Annotated in this window: 19 protein-coding genes; 13 read left to right on the top strand and 6 right to left on the bottom strand. The window is 54.0% G+C overall.

What is annotated here, in order from left to right; translation table 11 throughout:
• The first annotated feature begins 251 nt into the window (after nucleotides 1–251).
• Nucleotides 252–518, top strand: a complete 267-nt coding sequence (locus FY206_RS13290) for a putative hemolysin (RefSeq protein ID WP_023312003.1) — start codon at nucleotides 252–254, stop codon at nucleotides 516–518.
• Here the strand turns inward: FY206_RS13290 and hslJ are convergent, their stop codons facing one another.
• From hslJ to FY206_RS13270, 4 genes are all read right to left on the bottom strand, one after another.
• Nucleotides 519–956, bottom strand: a complete 438-nt coding sequence (gene hslJ / locus FY206_RS13285; RefSeq protein WP_032640858.1) for a heat shock protein HslJ — start codon at nucleotides 954–956, stop codon at nucleotides 519–521. It abuts the gene before it with no gap.
• Between the two features lie 126 nt (nucleotides 957–1,082).
• Nucleotides 1,083–1,211, bottom strand: coding sequence for a DUF2474 domain-containing protein (locus FY206_RS13280; protein WP_008501283.1), 129 nt, complete (start codon nucleotides 1,209–1,211; stop codon nucleotides 1,083–1,085).
• Nucleotides 1,211–2,221, bottom strand: coding sequence for a cytochrome d ubiquinol oxidase subunit II (gene cydB, locus FY206_RS13275; protein ID WP_032640856.1), 1,011 nt, complete (start codon nucleotides 2,219–2,221; stop codon nucleotides 1,211–1,213). Before cydB ends, FY206_RS13280 begins: the two co-directional genes overlap by 1 nt.
• The gene (locus tag FY206_RS13270; RefSeq protein ID WP_032640854.1) at nucleotides 2,221–3,621 is read right to left on the bottom strand and encodes a cytochrome ubiquinol oxidase subunit I; all 1,401 of its coding nucleotides are present in this window, start codon (nucleotides 3,619–3,621) and stop codon (nucleotides 2,221–2,223) included. Before FY206_RS13270 ends, cydB begins: the two co-directional genes overlap by 1 nt.
• Nucleotides 3,622–3,901: 280 nt before the next feature.
• Between FY206_RS13270 and FY206_RS25300 the strand changes: the two genes are divergently transcribed.
• The 5 genes from FY206_RS25300 to FY206_RS13255 all read left to right on the top strand — a co-directional run bounded on the left by FY206_RS25300 (nucleotide 3,902) and on the right by FY206_RS13255 (nucleotide 5,816).
• Entirely contained in the window at nucleotides 3,902–4,057 is a 156-nt protein-coding gene (locus FY206_RS25300; protein ID WP_154231965.1) for a hypothetical protein, read from the top strand.
• A 17-nt stretch (nucleotides 4,058–4,074) separates the two neighbouring features.
• Entirely contained in the window at nucleotides 4,075–4,407 is a 333-nt protein-coding gene (locus FY206_RS13265) for a hypothetical protein (RefSeq protein ID WP_032640852.1), read from the top strand.
• A gap of 18 nt (nucleotides 4,408–4,425) precedes the next feature.
• Nucleotides 4,426–4,578 (top strand): tail fiber assembly protein, encoded by a 153-nt coding sequence (locus FY206_RS13260; protein ID WP_235007393.1) that lies wholly within the window; start codon nucleotides 4,426–4,428, stop codon nucleotides 4,576–4,578.
• On the top strand, nucleotides 4,526–4,657 hold the full coding sequence (locus tag FY206_RS25825) for a tail fiber assembly protein (protein ID WP_250898153.1): 132 nt from the start codon (nucleotides 4,526–4,528) through the stop codon (nucleotides 4,655–4,657). The genes FY206_RS13260 and FY206_RS25825 overlap by 53 nt, the downstream gene beginning before the upstream one ends.
• 70 nt (nucleotides 4,658–4,727) lie before the next feature.
• Nucleotides 4,728–5,816 carry a glycosyltransferase family 9 protein gene (locus FY206_RS13255; RefSeq protein WP_032642605.1) on the top strand — a complete coding sequence of 363 codons (1,089 nt, stop codon included), beginning with the start codon at nucleotides 4,728–4,730 and terminating at the stop codon, nucleotides 5,814–5,816.
• A gap of 633 nt (nucleotides 5,817–6,449) precedes the next feature.
• On the opposite strand, the gene FY206_RS25720 is transcribed toward FY206_RS13255, so the two are convergent.
• Together FY206_RS25720 and FY206_RS25715 are read right to left on the bottom strand one after the other, a co-directional pair.
• A complete protein-coding gene (locus tag FY206_RS25720) occupies nucleotides 6,450–6,644 on the bottom strand; it encodes a DUF3828 domain-containing protein (RefSeq protein WP_077064030.1) in 195 nt (64 codons plus the stop codon).
• The gene (locus FY206_RS25715; RefSeq protein WP_077064029.1) at nucleotides 6,641–6,943 is read right to left on the bottom strand and encodes a DUF3828 domain-containing protein; all 303 of its coding nucleotides are present in this window, start codon (nucleotides 6,941–6,943) and stop codon (nucleotides 6,641–6,643) included. Before FY206_RS25715 ends, FY206_RS25720 begins: the two co-directional genes overlap by 4 nt.
• A 647-nt stretch (nucleotides 6,944–7,590) precedes the next feature.
• On the opposite strand from FY206_RS25715, the gene ymcF reads away from it, so the two are divergent.
• The 7 genes from ymcF to patD all read left to right on the top strand — a co-directional run bounded on the left by ymcF (nucleotide 7,591) and on the right by patD (nucleotide 14,909).
• Nucleotides 7,591–7,779 (top strand): cold shock small protein YmcF, encoded by a 189-nt coding sequence (ymcF, locus tag FY206_RS13240; RefSeq protein ID WP_032640851.1) that lies wholly within the window; start codon nucleotides 7,591–7,593, stop codon nucleotides 7,777–7,779.
• Nucleotides 7,780–7,861: 82 nt separating this feature from the next.
• Nucleotides 7,862–9,271, top strand: coding sequence for an aminotransferase-like domain-containing protein (locus FY206_RS13235; protein ID WP_032640849.1), 1,410 nt, complete (start codon nucleotides 7,862–7,864; stop codon nucleotides 9,269–9,271).
• 270 nt (nucleotides 9,272–9,541) lie between these two features.
• The gene (ydcS, locus tag FY206_RS13230; RefSeq protein ID WP_032640847.1) at nucleotides 9,542–10,687 is read left to right on the top strand and encodes a putative ABC transporter substrate-binding protein YdcS; all 1,146 of its coding nucleotides are present in this window, start codon (nucleotides 9,542–9,544) and stop codon (nucleotides 10,685–10,687) included.
• Between the two features lie 17 nt (nucleotides 10,688–10,704).
• Entirely contained in the window at nucleotides 10,705–11,718 is a 1,014-nt protein-coding gene (locus FY206_RS13225) for an ABC transporter ATP-binding protein (protein ID WP_032640845.1), read from the top strand.
• Between the two features lies 1 nt (nucleotide 11,719).
• The gene (locus FY206_RS13220) at nucleotides 11,720–12,664 is read left to right on the top strand and encodes an ABC transporter permease (protein WP_032640843.1); all 945 of its coding nucleotides are present in this window, start codon (nucleotides 11,720–11,722) and stop codon (nucleotides 12,662–12,664) included.
• Nucleotides 12,654–13,460 carry an ABC transporter permease gene (locus FY206_RS13215; RefSeq protein ID WP_032640841.1) on the top strand — a complete coding sequence of 269 codons (807 nt, stop codon included), beginning with the start codon at nucleotides 12,654–12,656 and terminating at the stop codon, nucleotides 13,458–13,460. The genes FY206_RS13220 and FY206_RS13215 overlap by 11 nt, the downstream gene beginning before the upstream one ends.
• A gap of 24 nt (nucleotides 13,461–13,484) precedes the next feature.
• Nucleotides 13,485–14,909: an aminobutyraldehyde dehydrogenase gene (gene patD, locus FY206_RS13210; protein WP_032640838.1), complete on the top strand. Its 1,425-nt coding sequence runs from the start codon at nucleotides 13,485–13,487 to the stop codon at nucleotides 14,907–14,909.
• The last annotated feature ends 45 nt before the right edge of the window (nucleotides 14,910–14,954 follow it).

The raw sequence follows: 14,954 nt of genomic DNA, 5'->3' as shown, positions 1-14,954 counted from the left end.
CGCAAAAAATAGGGGTCTGTATTACGGCGACAAACCCTGAATATTATCTGTGTATTCTAGCAAACGGGGGATTTTACGATTTTCGCTTTTGTGTCCTGGGTATTCCCACCATCAATGTGTAGATCAAACTTTTGGCGAAAAAATTGCGAGAAATTGTTTCTGGAGCGCATAAATACGCACTTCCACTCTCGACGGCACGGGACGTGATGCCTATTATGCATAGGTTTCGCATTATTTATGGGGGAGAGAGCATGCGCTCAGCATTTTGGGTAGGGTGTGCCGCACTATTATTGTCGGCATGTAGCAGTGAACCAGTCCAGCAGGCTACGGCCGCTCACGTCGCGCCGGGAATGAAGGCGGCGATGTCCAGTTCAGGTCAGGCCAATTGCGCAATGATTGGCGGTTCGCTGTCCGTCGCCCGACAGCTTGACGGTTCTGCTATTGGTATGTGCGCCTTGCCAAACGGCAAACGCTGCAGTGAGCAGTCGCTTGCCGTGGGAAGCTGCGGTAACTACTGATTATTCTGCACGCTTAAACATCAGCGTTTTATCGGCTGTCGCCAGCGTCAACTGGTCTTCAGTCAGGTCGACCTGCGCCCCTTTGCGCAGCATGTCGCCGATGGCCTGATCCAGCTCATTCAGCTGCGGTTCTGTGCAGAGCTTGCGCGTCATGGCCAGCGTTTTCACCTTAAGCTCGCCTTCGGACAATTTCCCCTGGCCGTTAAAGCGGTTACACATCTGGCCAGAAACGCTGATGTTGTCCACCAGGCTGATATCAGGCAGCGCGTTAAAACTGATTTCTGGTTGCGTTGTCGCGCTCTTCACGGCCTTACCGTTCACATTTTCCAGCACAAAGCGGTGGCTCTTAAGTTGCTCCGGCTGTACGGAGGCTTTACCCGGATTAACGCAGCCGGTAAGGACAAGACTAATAACACTTAACGCGATGAGCTTTTTCATTTTTCTTCTCAAACTATAAATACTGTGAATCTTTTTCCAGTGTAACGATACTCTGCCGGGCGTTAATGGGGTTTATCTGAAAGTGCGAGGATGTACCGGGCAACGCAGCGGTTGCCCGGAATAACGTCAATGCGATTTAAACCCTGCAGCCGTCATCAGCATACGGAAGAGCATGCTGACCGCAGCCAGCGCCAGCACGCTGCCGCCCCAGATAATGGCCAGCCACAGTAATCTTTTCCAGACCGGTTGTTGCATCAGTGATAACCCTCCCCATGCTGAACTTTGCCGCGAAATACATAGTAGCTCCAGAAGGTGTAGACCAGAATGACGGGAACGATCAACAGCGCGCCCACAAGCATAAAGCCCTGGCTTTGCGTCGGTGCGGCGGCCTGCCACAGGGTGATCGACGGCGGAATAATATGCGGCCAGATGCTGATCCCAAGCCCGCTAAAGCCGAGGAAGATCAGCCCCAGCGTCAGGATAAACGGTCGGCTATGGCTGTCGGGATTATTCAGGCAGCGCCACTGGTACAGGCTAAACATCACCACCAGCGCCGGGACCGGCAGCAGATAAAACAGGTTTGGCAGCGTAAACCAGCGCGCAGCGATGGCCGGTTGCGCCAGCGGCGTCCAGAGGCTGATCGCCGCAATAAACGCCAGCAGCATGATTAATAGCGTTTTAGATACCTCACGCATCCGCTGCTGCAGCGCGTTTTCGCTTTTCATCACCAGCCAGGTAGCGCCTAACAGCGCATAGGCCACCACCAGCCCCGCGCCGCAAAACAGGTTAAACGCGGTAAACCAGTCAAAGGGGCCGCCGGTGTAGGCCCGGCCGGTGACGGAAAAGCCGTTAATGACGGCACCTACCGTCACGCCCTGGGTAAACGTCGCCAGAATCGAACCGCCAATAAAGGCCTTATCCCAGAACGGGCGGTGCGCAGGCGTGGCCTTAAAGCGAAACTCAAACGCCACGCCGCGGAAAATAAGTCCGATCAGCATTAATGTGAGCGGAATGGTCAGGGCATCAACGATCACCGCATAGGCCAGCGGGAATGCGCCGAACAGGGCGGCACCGCCCAGCACCAGCCAGGTTTCATTTCCGTCCCATACCGGCGCGACGCTGTTGACCATCACGTCGCGATCGTCGGCGTTCTGCGTGGCCGGGAACAGAATGCCGATCCCGAGATCAAAACCGTCCATGACGATATACATCAGCGTGGCAAAGACGATAATGACGAACCAGATAATGGAAAGATCGATACCCATTATGGCTGCTCCTTATGTTCAGCTGTAACGGCAGAAAGTGGGCGGGCAGGACGTCCGTCGGACTCGGTGGCGAAAGACTCATGCGGCTGTGGGCCTTTTCGGATGAGGCGCACCATATAGCTGTAACCCACGCCGAATACCGAGGTGTAGACGACGAAGAAGGCCAGCAGGCTTACGCTCATGTGCAGGTCACCGTGGGCGGAAACCGCATCTTTCGTTCGCTGGAGCCCATACACTACCCACGGCTGGCGGCCCACTTCGGTGGTGATCCACCCGGCCAGAATGGCAATCAGCCCGGATGGCCCCATCAACAGCGCAAACCACAGGAAAGGGCGCGACGAATACACGCGCTTTTTGTAGCGCAGCCAGAGTGCCGCCACCCCAAGCAGCAGCATCAGCATGCCCAGGCCCGCCATAATACGAAACGACCAGAAGACGATGGTGGAATTCGGACGGTCTTCCTTCGGAAACTCTTTCAGCGCCGGAACCTGTTTATCCAGGCTGTGCGTCAGAATAAGGCTGCCGAGGGCGGGGATCGCCAGCCCAAAGCGGGTGCGCTCCTGCTCCATATCCGGCCAGCCAAACAGCAGCAGCGGGGTAGGTTCACCCGGCGGATTTTCCCAGTGGCCTTCAATGGCGGCAATCTTGGCGGGCTGGTGCTTTAAGGTGTTCAACCCGTGCATATCGCCAACCAGGGCCTGAATGGGGGCGACAATCAGCGTCATCCACAGCGCCATCGAAAACATCGCCCGGATGGCGGGGGTATTATTCCCGCGCAGCAGATGCCATGCCGCGGATGCGCCCACAAACAGGGCGCTGCTCAGGAAGGCGGCAATCGACATATGCAGCAGGCGGTAAGGGAAGGAGGGGTTAAATACCACGGCAAACCAGTCCACCGGGACGACCTGACCGTTGACGATCTCATAGCCCTGCGGGGTCTGCATCCAGCTGTTCGAAGAGAGGATCCAGAAGGTGGAGATAATGGTGCCCAGCGCCACCATGCAGGTTGAGAAAAAGTGCAGACCCGGCCCGACCTTGTTCCAGCCGAACAGCATCACGCCGAGGAACCCGGCTTCGAGGAAGAAGGCGGTAAGCACTTCATAGGTCAGCAGCGGGCCGGTAATGCTGCCCGCAAACTGCGAAAAGCCGCTCCAGTTGGTGCCAAACTGGTAGGCCATCACCAGCCCGGAGACCACGCCCATGCCAAAGTTGACGGCGAAAATCTTCGACCAGAAATGGTACAGCGAACGCCAGACCGGATTTTTTGTTTTCAGCCACAGCCCTTCGAGCACGGCAAGATAGCTTGCCAGGCCGATGGTGATGGCCGGGAAAATAATGTGAAAGGATACGGTAAAGGCAAACTGTATCCGTGCAAGGTGAAAAGCATCCAAACCAAACATGCAAAACTCCGCGATGTAATTATGTCGATGCCATTCTAAGCCGCGCCAGCTCTGGGTTGCAGAAACAGACCCGGCCTATTTACCTATAACAGTTTGCCCACCGTACAGCCTCTTCACCATAATCCCCCCAAAACCCTTCCCCAAAACTGATTATTTATTGAGCGGAAATAAACGTCCATTTATCCTCGCGTTCTATCCTTAAATTTAACTTCAGGATATCCGATAAGCGCTGCGCGGTGACTATGGCCAGCAATAGCGCATTAATTGCTCAAGGTGACTCATGCTTTTTGGCATGCTCGAAAATACCAACGGCATCGCGGCGTTCTTTGGTGCTGTAGTCACTGCCGTACAGCAAAAAACAAACTATACAGCAGTTCAGTATCGTTATGAGCAATATAACATCGGCGGACACTGGTACACGGCATGGGTGGCGTAATGACGAAGTAATCTGGTATGTTTAAAAAATATGGCCCATTAGATATGTGGGGTAAATATAACCCGGTGAAGGTGGCTAAATTCTCGGTGGAGGAGTTCGAGTTATATTACATTGCAAAACCACCAGGGATGAATATTGTTTTTCTGAAACATGATAATGGGAATGATTGGTATCTGTGGCTAAAAGCACTTTCTCCTGAAACGCTAAAAATTTCCTTTTACCCGGGCTGGAAAGAAATTGTTCATTTTTTTATGATGCTAGCGCAATTTTCCCGATTAATCAGATTGTCGTTGAAATCGAAACCGAGAATGTACTTGATGAGTTTACCGTCGCTGGCGAAAAAGCATTAGGTGGTGCATTTCTTTTTGATGGAGGGTATCGCCGCCCCTGCGGATTACGTGGATGAAGCTCAGCGCAAAAACAAGAGTTACTTGTCTCAGGCGAATAACATGATTACAACACTTCAGGATGCTGTTGATCTGGATATGGCAACTGGAGAGGAGGCAAGCATTACTGCTTGAGTGGAAAAAACACCGTGTCTTGTTGAGTCGTGTTGATGCCGGTAAGGCTCCTGATATTAACTGGCCTCAGTCACCTTGATGTTATTGGATATATTACGATTCAGTATGTTATAATCATACCCATTGAATATCATAGGGTAGGTTTGAACATGTCATCAAAGAAAGCAAGGGTAGCTTTAGTTTCATTTTTATTATCTTCATACCGATTTTTTAAGCGAAGTGGTCATTCTTTTGACAGAATCGGTCTTGATGAAAAAGTAGAGAGTATAGTCATTTTTTCTACAACTGCCCTTGGGGACTTCATGTTCAATACACCAGCGATTTTATCTCTGAAATCAAGGTTTCCCTCTGCTCGAATAACATTAGTTTCAAGCCACAAGAACAGAAACTTGGTTGAGTGTTCTCCTTGGTTTGAACGAGTAATTTTTTGGGACCAAAAAGTTAAAACAGCCTCAAAGATTGTGCGATTGTTAAAAACGGATACTCCAGATATTGCCGTTATTCTTCATTCGAAAAGCCCCTACGATGTACTTATTGCAACTCTGTCAGGTGCGAAATACATATTTAAAGATGCATATAACGAAAGTGATCTTGCAATGAGGCGTTTTGTAACTTCATTGTCCGGGGTTGAGTTTAACGGGCATTTAATTGAAAGAAAAATGTCCTTAATCAAACCAATGGGCTGTGATGTGGAAAATATAGAAATGAAAATACCTTTTTCATTCGAAGCAAAAAGCAAAAAGAACGCCACCATTATTGGGTTCCAGCTTGGAGCATCTGATATCCAAAGACAGTGGCCCGTTCTTAGATTCAATGAACTTGCAAAGTTATTAATCAACTCTGGACATAATGTTGAAATTGTATTGATTGGTTCTCCAAATGAAGTGGAGATTTCCAAAAAATTTATGGAGGGTATGACGGAAGCTGAAAGGCAGTCTATTAATGATTGTGTCGGAAAGGTTTCTTTGAAGGAGCTTGTTGAAACCATTTCCGGTTTTGACTTGCTAGTGACAGGTGATACGGGGCCATTGCATCTTGCCGTAGCGCTAAAGGTTAAAACAATAAGTTTGTTTGTGACAGCGAACCCTGCGTACACCGGCCCTCTTCAAGATCCTCATCTGCATAAGATTATACGTGTTAACAACAATGATGACCTCATGACTTCCGCCCAGCCCATGAGTATAATCGGCGCCAGTGAAGTCATGGCAGCAATCAGTGAAGCTATTTACGAGTGGTGACTTTGTGAATGTATATGCAGCGCTAATTATATCTTAGTGTTTTTTACATGCCATTCGTTCTCTGGCAGTAAAAAATAAACACAAGCAACTTAAAATAGAATTGTTCATCGGCCCTATGTTTGCAATGCTCGTTTCTGTGTATTGCTATCATGAGCCGTCAATTTAGACCCTCTACCAGAAAACGTGGTATTGGGCCTTGGCCTGAGGTTTTTGCATTTCTGCTCTCCCGTTTGCCATTCTTATCATATTCGTCAACGTGGTGAGGGGATTTAAAAAAGACAATTCCTGCTAATAATGATCATTTCAAATATCGTAACAACCAAACACCCCGGATGATTACCGGGGAATATCCTCTCCCAAAACGATTTTTATCTGCTTGATTTAAAGAACTTTATCTTTAGCCGTTTTGCAACCAGATAATGTGAGTGTTGTTTATCTTGCTGATTTAAATGGATAATTTTGAAATCTTTTTATCTCCATCCGTGCAAGGTGAAAAGCATCCAAACCAAACATGCAAAACTCCGCGATGTAATTATGTCGATGCCATTCTAAGCCGCGCCAGAACTGGGTTGCAGAAACAGACCCGGCCTATTTACCTATAACAGTTTGCCAGGGTAATACTTATAGATGTGCTTAAAGTCCACTTTCCGCTGATGACTTTGCTCGAGTAATTGCTCCGGCATTAAATATGGGGTGCTCGTAGCGATCGGTTACGTCACTCACGCGGTAAATTTTCCATTTTCCATCTTCACGACGCATATAGACTTCAAGATTAAGAAACCCGCCGTCCTCAATGCCAATCCGGACAGGAAGAACTTCGCCATTCATGAATTGATGCGATACACCAACCCTAGCCCCTTCACCCAGGATGGATCATAGTCCTGAACGTAAGCGAAATAATCTGATCCCACGATTTCCTGTTCAGGAATAGACTCTATCTCGTTAAGTCGGGACAGTGTATCAGCTGCAACAAACTCACTAAGCTGAGGATATTCACCATCACTTTCTGCAAAAAACGTCAGATATGTTGAATAAAATTCTTCCGCCCGTTCGGCAGCATTCTGCTGAGGTACACACGTACAAGCTGATAATAATAACGGCAAACTAATTATAATCCTCCTCATCATCGACTCATCCTGTAAATCTTATAGGCTGGTTGCGCGTGGCGGTAACCCGGCCCGGGGTACATGCTGAGCTGGGTAAAATCTGAGATCCAGCGATTATGGCACGACGTGTAAACTTCGCGCATTCGTTATGGGAATGTCCGAGCGCATGCGAGCGGAGGTAAGAAACAGCCGCGTCTTTATTCCAACTCATTCATAGTTCCTTTATGTAAAGTAAGATCGAAATGCTTGCGTAAGCAACACAAGTAGAAGAGTGTTCATTAGCCTGTTGTTAATACTCTGTGGTTCGACAGATGAGTAGGCAAAAAATGTTATTGATTGTATTGATATTTCATTGGGTTATGTAAGCATGGCTGGGATTGTTAATATCAATGTTTAAATCTTGAATGAGCTTCAGAGAATAAAAACATTCTTTTTATGAATCTCCCGCATAAAACCGCTTGCTTTGTCGTCAACGCCGTGCGTTAATGGTCTTCTGGTTTTGAGTCCAAATAAATATCTGACGTAGTTTTATAAAGCAGTTCTCATCACGTTGTGCCTCTCCGCAGCCTCTCTTGGGTCTTTATCTACTTTCCGATTCGTTTTGTTTAAAACCATTATTGCCCAATCGGCCCATTAGTAATTTACGTTTTACGTGTCAGGAGAATCCTATGACTTCTTATATCCATTTTCGCTGCCCATGCTGTCATGGCTCGCAGTACCGTACCTCAGTCTTTGATGTGTCTGAGAAAAACCCACTCGGCGCGAAATGCATCTTTTGCAAATCGTCGATGATTACGCTCGATCACCTTGACGCCGCGCGCCAGGCGCAAAGCCACGTCACCGAGTACCGTAAGTAATCCATCTTCCAGACTATAACAGTTAGCTAAATCTTCTCTTTTTCTCCTGCTGATATACACTGTCGGCAATAAGGAGAATCTGATGAAAAAATACCAGCGTCTGGCGCAACAAATTATCTCGCAGATTGAGCTTGGCGTATGGCTGCCGGGCGATAAGCTGCCTTCGCTGCGAGAGCAGGTGGCGAGCAGCGGCATGAGTTTTATGACCGTTGGCCACGCGTATCAGATGCTGGAAAGCCAGGGGCGCATTGTCGCCAGACCGCAGTCGGGCTATTACGTTGCCTCGCGCCCGACCGCACAACAGCCTGCGCCACCCGCTCAGGTGATGCGTGACGAAGCGGTGGATATTAACACCTACATCTTCGACGTCTTACAGGCCAGCCGCGACCCGTCCGTTGTTCCTTTTGCCTCCGCGTTTCCCGATCCGCGGCTTTTCCCGCTGCAGCAGCTCAACCGCTCTCTGGCGAACGTCAGCAAAACCGCGACGGCGATGAGCGTAATTGAGAACCTGCCGCCGGGTAACGTCGATCTTCGCCACGCCATTGCCCGTCGCTACGCGCAGCAGGGGATGAACATCTCTCCGGAAGAGATCGTGATCACCGCGGGCGCGCTCGAAGCGCTCAATCTCAGCCTGCAGGCGGTCACCGAGCCGGGCGACTGGGTGATCGTCGAAAACCCCTGTTTCTACGGCGCGCTGCAGGCGCTGGAGCGCCTCAAGCTCAAAGCCTTATCGATTGCGACGGATGTTCGCGAGGGGATTGACCTGAATGCCCTCGAACAGGCGCTGAATGACTATCCGGTTAAAGCCTGCTGGATCATGACCAACAGCCAGAACCCGCTCGGCTTCACGCTAAGCGCGGAGAAAAAAGCGCGGCTCGTCGCGCTATTAACGCAGCACAATGTCCCCCTGATTGAAGATGACGTTTACAGCGAGCTCTATTTTGGCCGCGAAAAGCCGCTCCCGGCGAAAGCCTGGGATCGTCAGGACATGACGCTGCACTGCTCGTCCTTTTCAAAATGTCTGGTGGCCGGTTTTCGCATCGGCTGGGTGGCGGCAGGAAAACACGCGCGACGGATCCAGCAGCTGCAGCTGATGAGCACGCTCTCCACCAGCTCTCCCGTGCAGCTGGCGCTGGTGGATTACCTGGCGACGAAGCGCTACGACGCCCATCTGCGCCGTCTGCGGCGTACGCTGGCCGAGCGAAAGCAGCAGGCCTGGCAGTCACTTCTGCGCCATATGCCTGCCGGGGTCAAAATCCACCATAACGACAGCGGCTACTTTTTATGGCTGGAGCTTCCGGCGCAGCTCGACGCGGGGCTGCTGAGCGAAAAAGCCTTAACGCACCACATCAGCATCGCCCCCGGGAAGATGTTTTCCACATCTGACGCGTGGACGCCGTTCTTTCGTTTTAATACCTCATGGGCCTGGGGAGAGCGAGAAGAGCAGGCGGTTATTCAGTTAGGGAAATTAATTAGCACGATGCTGGAATAATGTTTTCTGCGTTATTTAAATAATCAATTCTTATCCTGATCACGGCGCTGCGATTATTTCGCGGCGCCCTGTCATAGGAAATCTGCATACCGTCTCTCGCGGCTAACTCCTTGTCTATAATCCAGTTAACGGGGAATGCGCCCTCGGTCACACCTTGATGAAATTTCCTGAAGCCGTACGGTGCGGCGCATTTGCGCGGTCTACGTTTAATAAGGGAGATATTTTTACGGCACGGCTGCCGCTAAATTTCATTGCGACAGGAGTACTCTTATGAGCAAAAAATTTGCCCGCAGCAGCCTGTGCGCGCTCGGCATGACTATCATGACAGCGCACGCCGCAGAACCCCCCAAAGCCATTGGCGACGGGGAAGGTCGGCTGGATATTATCGCCTGGCCAGGATACATCGAACGCGGACAGACGGATAAAAACTATGACTGGGTCACCCAGTTTGAAAAAGAGACCGGGTGTGCGGTCAACGTCAAAACGGCGGCCACGTCGGATGAAATGGTCAGCCTGATGGCGAAAGGGGGATATGACCTGGTCACCGCCTCAGGTGACGCCTCCCTGCGCCTGATTATGGGCAAACGCGTTCAGCCCATTAACCCCGACCTTATCCCGAACTGGAAAACCCTCGACGCACGCATCGTGAAAGGGGAATGGTTTAACGTCGGCGGGAAAGTCTACGGCACGCCGTACCAGTGGGGGCCAAACCTGCTGATGTACAACACCAAAACCTTCCCGACCCCACCGGACAGCTGGAGCGTGGTCTTTACCAAACAGGATCTGCCGGACGGGAAAACCAACCAGGGACGCGTGCAGGCCTATGACGGCCCGATTTATATCGCCGACGCCGCGCTGTTCGTCAAAGCCACGCAGCCGCAGCTGGGCATCAAATACCCATACCAGCTCACCGAAGCACAGTATGCCGCGGTGCTCAAGGTGCTTCGCGACCAGCACGCGCTGATCCACCGCTACTGGCATGACACCACCGTCCAGATGAGCGATTTTAAAAATGAAGGCGTCGTGGCCTCCAGCGCCTGGCCGTATCAGGCAAATGCGCTGAAAGGGGAAAACCAGCCCATCGCCACCGTCTTCCCAAAAGAGGGGGTGACCGGCTGGGCGGACACCACCATGCTGCACGCGCAGGCAAAACACCCGATGTGCGCCTACAAATGGATGAACTGGTCGCTGACGCCGAAAGTGCAGGGCGATCTGGCCGCATGGTTTGGCTCTCTGCCCGTGGTGCCGGAAGGGTGTAAGGCCAGCACGCTTTTGGGCGAGAAAGGCTGTGAAACAAACGGGTATAACGAGTTCGACAAAATCATGTTCTGGAAAACCCCCATCGCCGAAGGCGGCAAATTTGTGCCTTACAGCCGCTGGACGCAGGATTACATCGCCATCATGGGCGGTCGTTAATTTCCCGGGAGCAGAACATGACGTACGCGGTAGAGTTTAACAATGTTTCCCGCCTGTACGGCGACGTCCGGGCGGTGGATGGGGTCACCATTGCGATTCGTGACGGAGAATTTTTCTCCATGCTGGGGCCTTCGGGCTCCGGCAAAACCACCTGCCTGCGTCTGATAGCGGGTTTTGAACAGCTGTCAGGCGGCACGATTTCTATCTTCGGCAAAGAGGCGAGCGAACTGCCCCCCTGGGAGCGGGATGTGAACACCGTTTTTCAGGACTACGCGCTGTTCCCGCATATGTCTATCCTCGACAACGTAGCCTACGGGCTGATGGTCAAAGGCGTCGACAAGAAAAAACGCCACGCGCAGGCCCGCGATGCCCTGGAAAAAGTGGGCCTGAGCTTCGCCGTTGCCCGCAAGCCTTCACAACTTTCCGGCGGCCAGCGCCAGCGCGTCGCCATCGCTCGCGCGCTGGTCAATGAACCGCGCGTCCTGCTGCTGGACGAACCCTTGGGCGCGCTCGATCTTAAGCTGCGCGAACAGATGCAGTTCGAGCTGAAGAAGCTTCAGCAGGAGCTCGGCATCACCTTTATTTTTGTCACCCACGATCAGGGCGAAGCGCTTTCCATGTCGGACCGGGTGGCGGTATTTAATAACGGGCGCATCGAGCAGGTGGATACCCCACGCGATCTCTACATGCGTCCGCGCACGCCGTTTGTCGCCGGTTTTGTCGGCACGTCCAACGTCTTTGATGCCGGTCTCGCACAGAAACTGTGCGGCATGGAGGGCTGCTATTCCCTTCGCCCGGAACATATTCGCCTGAATGAGGGTGGAGACGTTCAGGTTCACGGCGTCGTGCAGGCCGTTCAGTATCAGGGGGCGGCTACGCGCCTCGAGCTGAAGCTGGCCGATGGCGCTAAGCTGCTGGTGAGCCAGGCTAATTTCAGTGACGCCTTGTCGCCGAGCGGCGTAGCGCCGGGGCAGTCCGTCATGGCCTCGTGGTCGCGCGAGGCCATGATCCGCCTGCACGAGGAGAGGTGAAATGGCGACAAGCGTTGCGCATTCTCCCGCCTCGCGCGGCCGCCTGAGCCGCCTGACCGCGCTGTTCTGGCGTAAGCCGTCGCTCGGCCTGTTCCTGCTTCTGCTTGCGCCGCTGATGTGGTTTGGCATCGTCTATTTAGGATCGCTTCTGACCCTGCTGTGGCAGGGGTTTTACACCTTTGACGATTTCACCATGGCGGTCACGCCGGACCTGACCCTGGCGAACATTCAGGCGCTTTTCAACCCGGCAAACTACGACATCATCCTGCGCACGCTAACGATGGCGATTGCGGTGACCATTGCCAGCGCCATCCTCGCCTTCCCGATGGCCTGGTACATGGCGCGATACACCCGCGGCAAGTGGAAAGCGTTTTTCTATATCGCCGTGATGCTGCCCATGTGGGCGAGCTACATCGTTAAAGCCTACGCCTGGACGCTGCTGCTGGCGAAGGACGGCGTGGCGCAGTGGTTTCTCAATCATATGGGGCTGGAGCCGATCCTGACCTCACTCCTGACGCTCCCGGCGATTGGCGGAAACACCTTGTCCACCTCCGGGCTGGGACGGTTTCTGGTCTTCGTCTATATTTGGCTGCCGTTTATGATCCTGCCCGTCCAGGCGGCGCTGGAACGCCTGCCGGCCTCGCTGCTGCAGGCCTCCGCTGACCTCGGGGCTCGTCCTCGTCAGACCTTTCGCTATGTGGTTCTGCCGCTGGCCATCCCGGGCATTGCGGCGGGTTCAATCTTCACCTTTTCCCTGACGCTGGGGGATTTCATCGTTCCGCAGCTGGTGGGGCCGCCGGGCTACTTCATCGGGAACATGGTCTATTCCCAGCAGGGTGCGATTGGCAACATGCCCATGGCCGCCGCCTTCACGCTGGTGCCCATCGTGCTGATTTCGCTTTATCTGGCGTTCGTGAAACGTCTGGGAGCCTTCGATGCACTCTGAACGCGCACCGCTGTTCCTGAAAGTGGCAGCATGGGGGGGCGTGATCTTCCTGCACTTCCCGCTGCTGATTATCGCGATCTATGCCTTTAATACCGAGGACGCTGCCTTCAGCTTCCCGCCGCAGGGGCTGACGCTGAAGTGGTTTAGCGTGGCGGCGGGGCGCGGCGATATCATTGAATCGGTGACGTTGTCACTTCAGATTGCGGCGCTCTCCACCACGATTGCCCTCGTGCTTGGCACGCTTGCTGCAGCGGCGCTGTGGCGAAGCGAGTTTTTTGGCAAGAATGCGATCTCGCTGCTGCTGCTGTTGCCGATTGCGCTACCGGGGATCATCACCGGCCTGGCGCTGCTGACGGCGTTCAAAACGATCGATCTTGAGCCGGGTTTTTTCACCATCGTCGTTGGTCACGCCACCTTCTGCGTGGTGGTGGTATTTAACAACGTGATTGCCCGGTTCAGACGCACCTCCTGGAGCCTGGTGGAAGCGTCGATGGATCTCGGGGCCGACGGGTGGCAAACCTTCCGCTACGTGGTGCTGCCCAATCTGGGCTCGGCGCTGCTGGCCGGGGGAATGCTGGCGTTTGCCCTGTCGTTTGACGAGATAATCGTCACAACGTTTACGGCGGGACACGAGCGCACGTTACCGCTGTGGTTGCTCAACCAGCTCGGCCGTCCGCGCGACGTGCCGGTCACCAACGTGGTTGCACTGCTGGTGATGCTGGTGACAACGTTCCCCATTCTGGGAGCCTGGTGGCTAACCCGCGACGGCGAGAACATCGCCGGCAGCGGGAAATAACGGTGAATTCAACAGGAAAATGCTATGCAAACACAACTGCTGATAGAGGGAAAACTGGTAACCGGAGAGGGAGAAAAACAGCCGGTCTATAACCCGGCCACCGGAGAGCGCCTGCTGGAGATTGCTGAGGCGTCGGCGGCGCAGGTCGACGCGGCGGTTCTGGCGGCCGACCGTGCTTTTGTGGAGTGGGGGCAAACCACGCCGAAGACGCGCGCCGAGTGCCTGCTGAAGCTGGCGGATGCGATTGAAGCGCACGGCGAGGAGTTTGCCCGGCTCGAATCCCTCAACTGCGGCAAGCCGCTGCACTGCGCGCTGGGCGATGAAATTCCGGCGGTGGTCGACGTTTTCCGTTTCTTTGCCGGGGCCGCCCGCTGCCTGAACGGCCTGGCCGCCGGGGAGTACCTTGATGGCCACACGTCGATGATCCGCCGCGATCCGGTGGGGGTGGTGGCCTCTATTGCCCCCTGGAACTACCCGCTGATGATGGCCGCGTGGAAACTGGCGCCCGCGCTGGCGGCAGGGAACTGCGTGGTGATTAAACCCTCAGAGATCACGCCGCTGACCGCGCTGAAGCTGGGCGAGCTGGCAAAAGATATCTTCCCGGCGGGCGTCCTGAACGTCCTGTTTGGTCGCGGGAAAACGGTCGGCGACCCGCTTACCGGACATGAAAAAGTGCGTATGGTCTCGCTGACCGGTTCAATTGCGACCGGGGAGCACATCATCGGCCATACGGCGTCCTCCATTAAACGCACCCACATGGAGCTGGGCGGTAAAGCGCCGGTGATCGTCTTTGATGATGCCGACCTTGATGCGGTGGTCGAAGGGGTGCGGACGTTTGGTTTCTACAATGCCGGACAGGACTGTACGGCGGCCTGCCGCATTTATGCCCAGAAGGGCATTTATGCCGCGCTGGTGGAAAAGCTGGGCGCAGCGGTCGCCAGCCTCAACATGGGCGCGCCGGAAGATGCCGCGACGGAACTGGGGCCGCTCAGCTCGGCGGCCCATCTTTCGCGCGTCTGCCAGGCCGTCGATGAGGCGAAAGCGCTCGATCATATCCGCGTGGTCACGGGCGGAAGCAAAGGCGAGGGGGCGGGCTACTACTTCCAGCCAACCCTGCTGGCGGGGGCAAAACAGGACGACGCCATCGTTCAGCGCGAGGTGTTTGGCCCGGTGGTGAGCGTCACCGAGTTTGACGACGAGGCGCAGGTGCTGGCCTGGGCGAACGATTCGCAGTATGGCCTGGCGTCATCGGTCTGGACCCAGGACGTGGGGCGCGCCCACCGCCTGAGCGCGCGCCTGCAGTACGGCTGCACCTGGGTGAATACCCATTTTATGCTGGTGAGCGAGATGCCGCACGGCGGCATGAAATTATCCGGCTACGGCAAAGATATGTCGGTCTACGGGCTTGAGGACTATACGGTCGTGCGGCACGTCATGATCAAACACTAAGCCCGCCCTGCCTGGCCGCACGCGCGGCCAGGCGTTCGCCAGCCC

Source organism: Enterobacter chengduensis, assembly GCF_001984825.2.
In the GTDB taxonomy this organism is placed as follows: domain Bacteria; phylum Pseudomonadota; class Gammaproteobacteria; order Enterobacterales; family Enterobacteriaceae; genus Enterobacter; species Enterobacter chengduensis.
The sequence above is the reverse complement of the archived record's forward strand: the minus strand, read 5'-3'. Positions and strand labels throughout refer to the sequence as shown.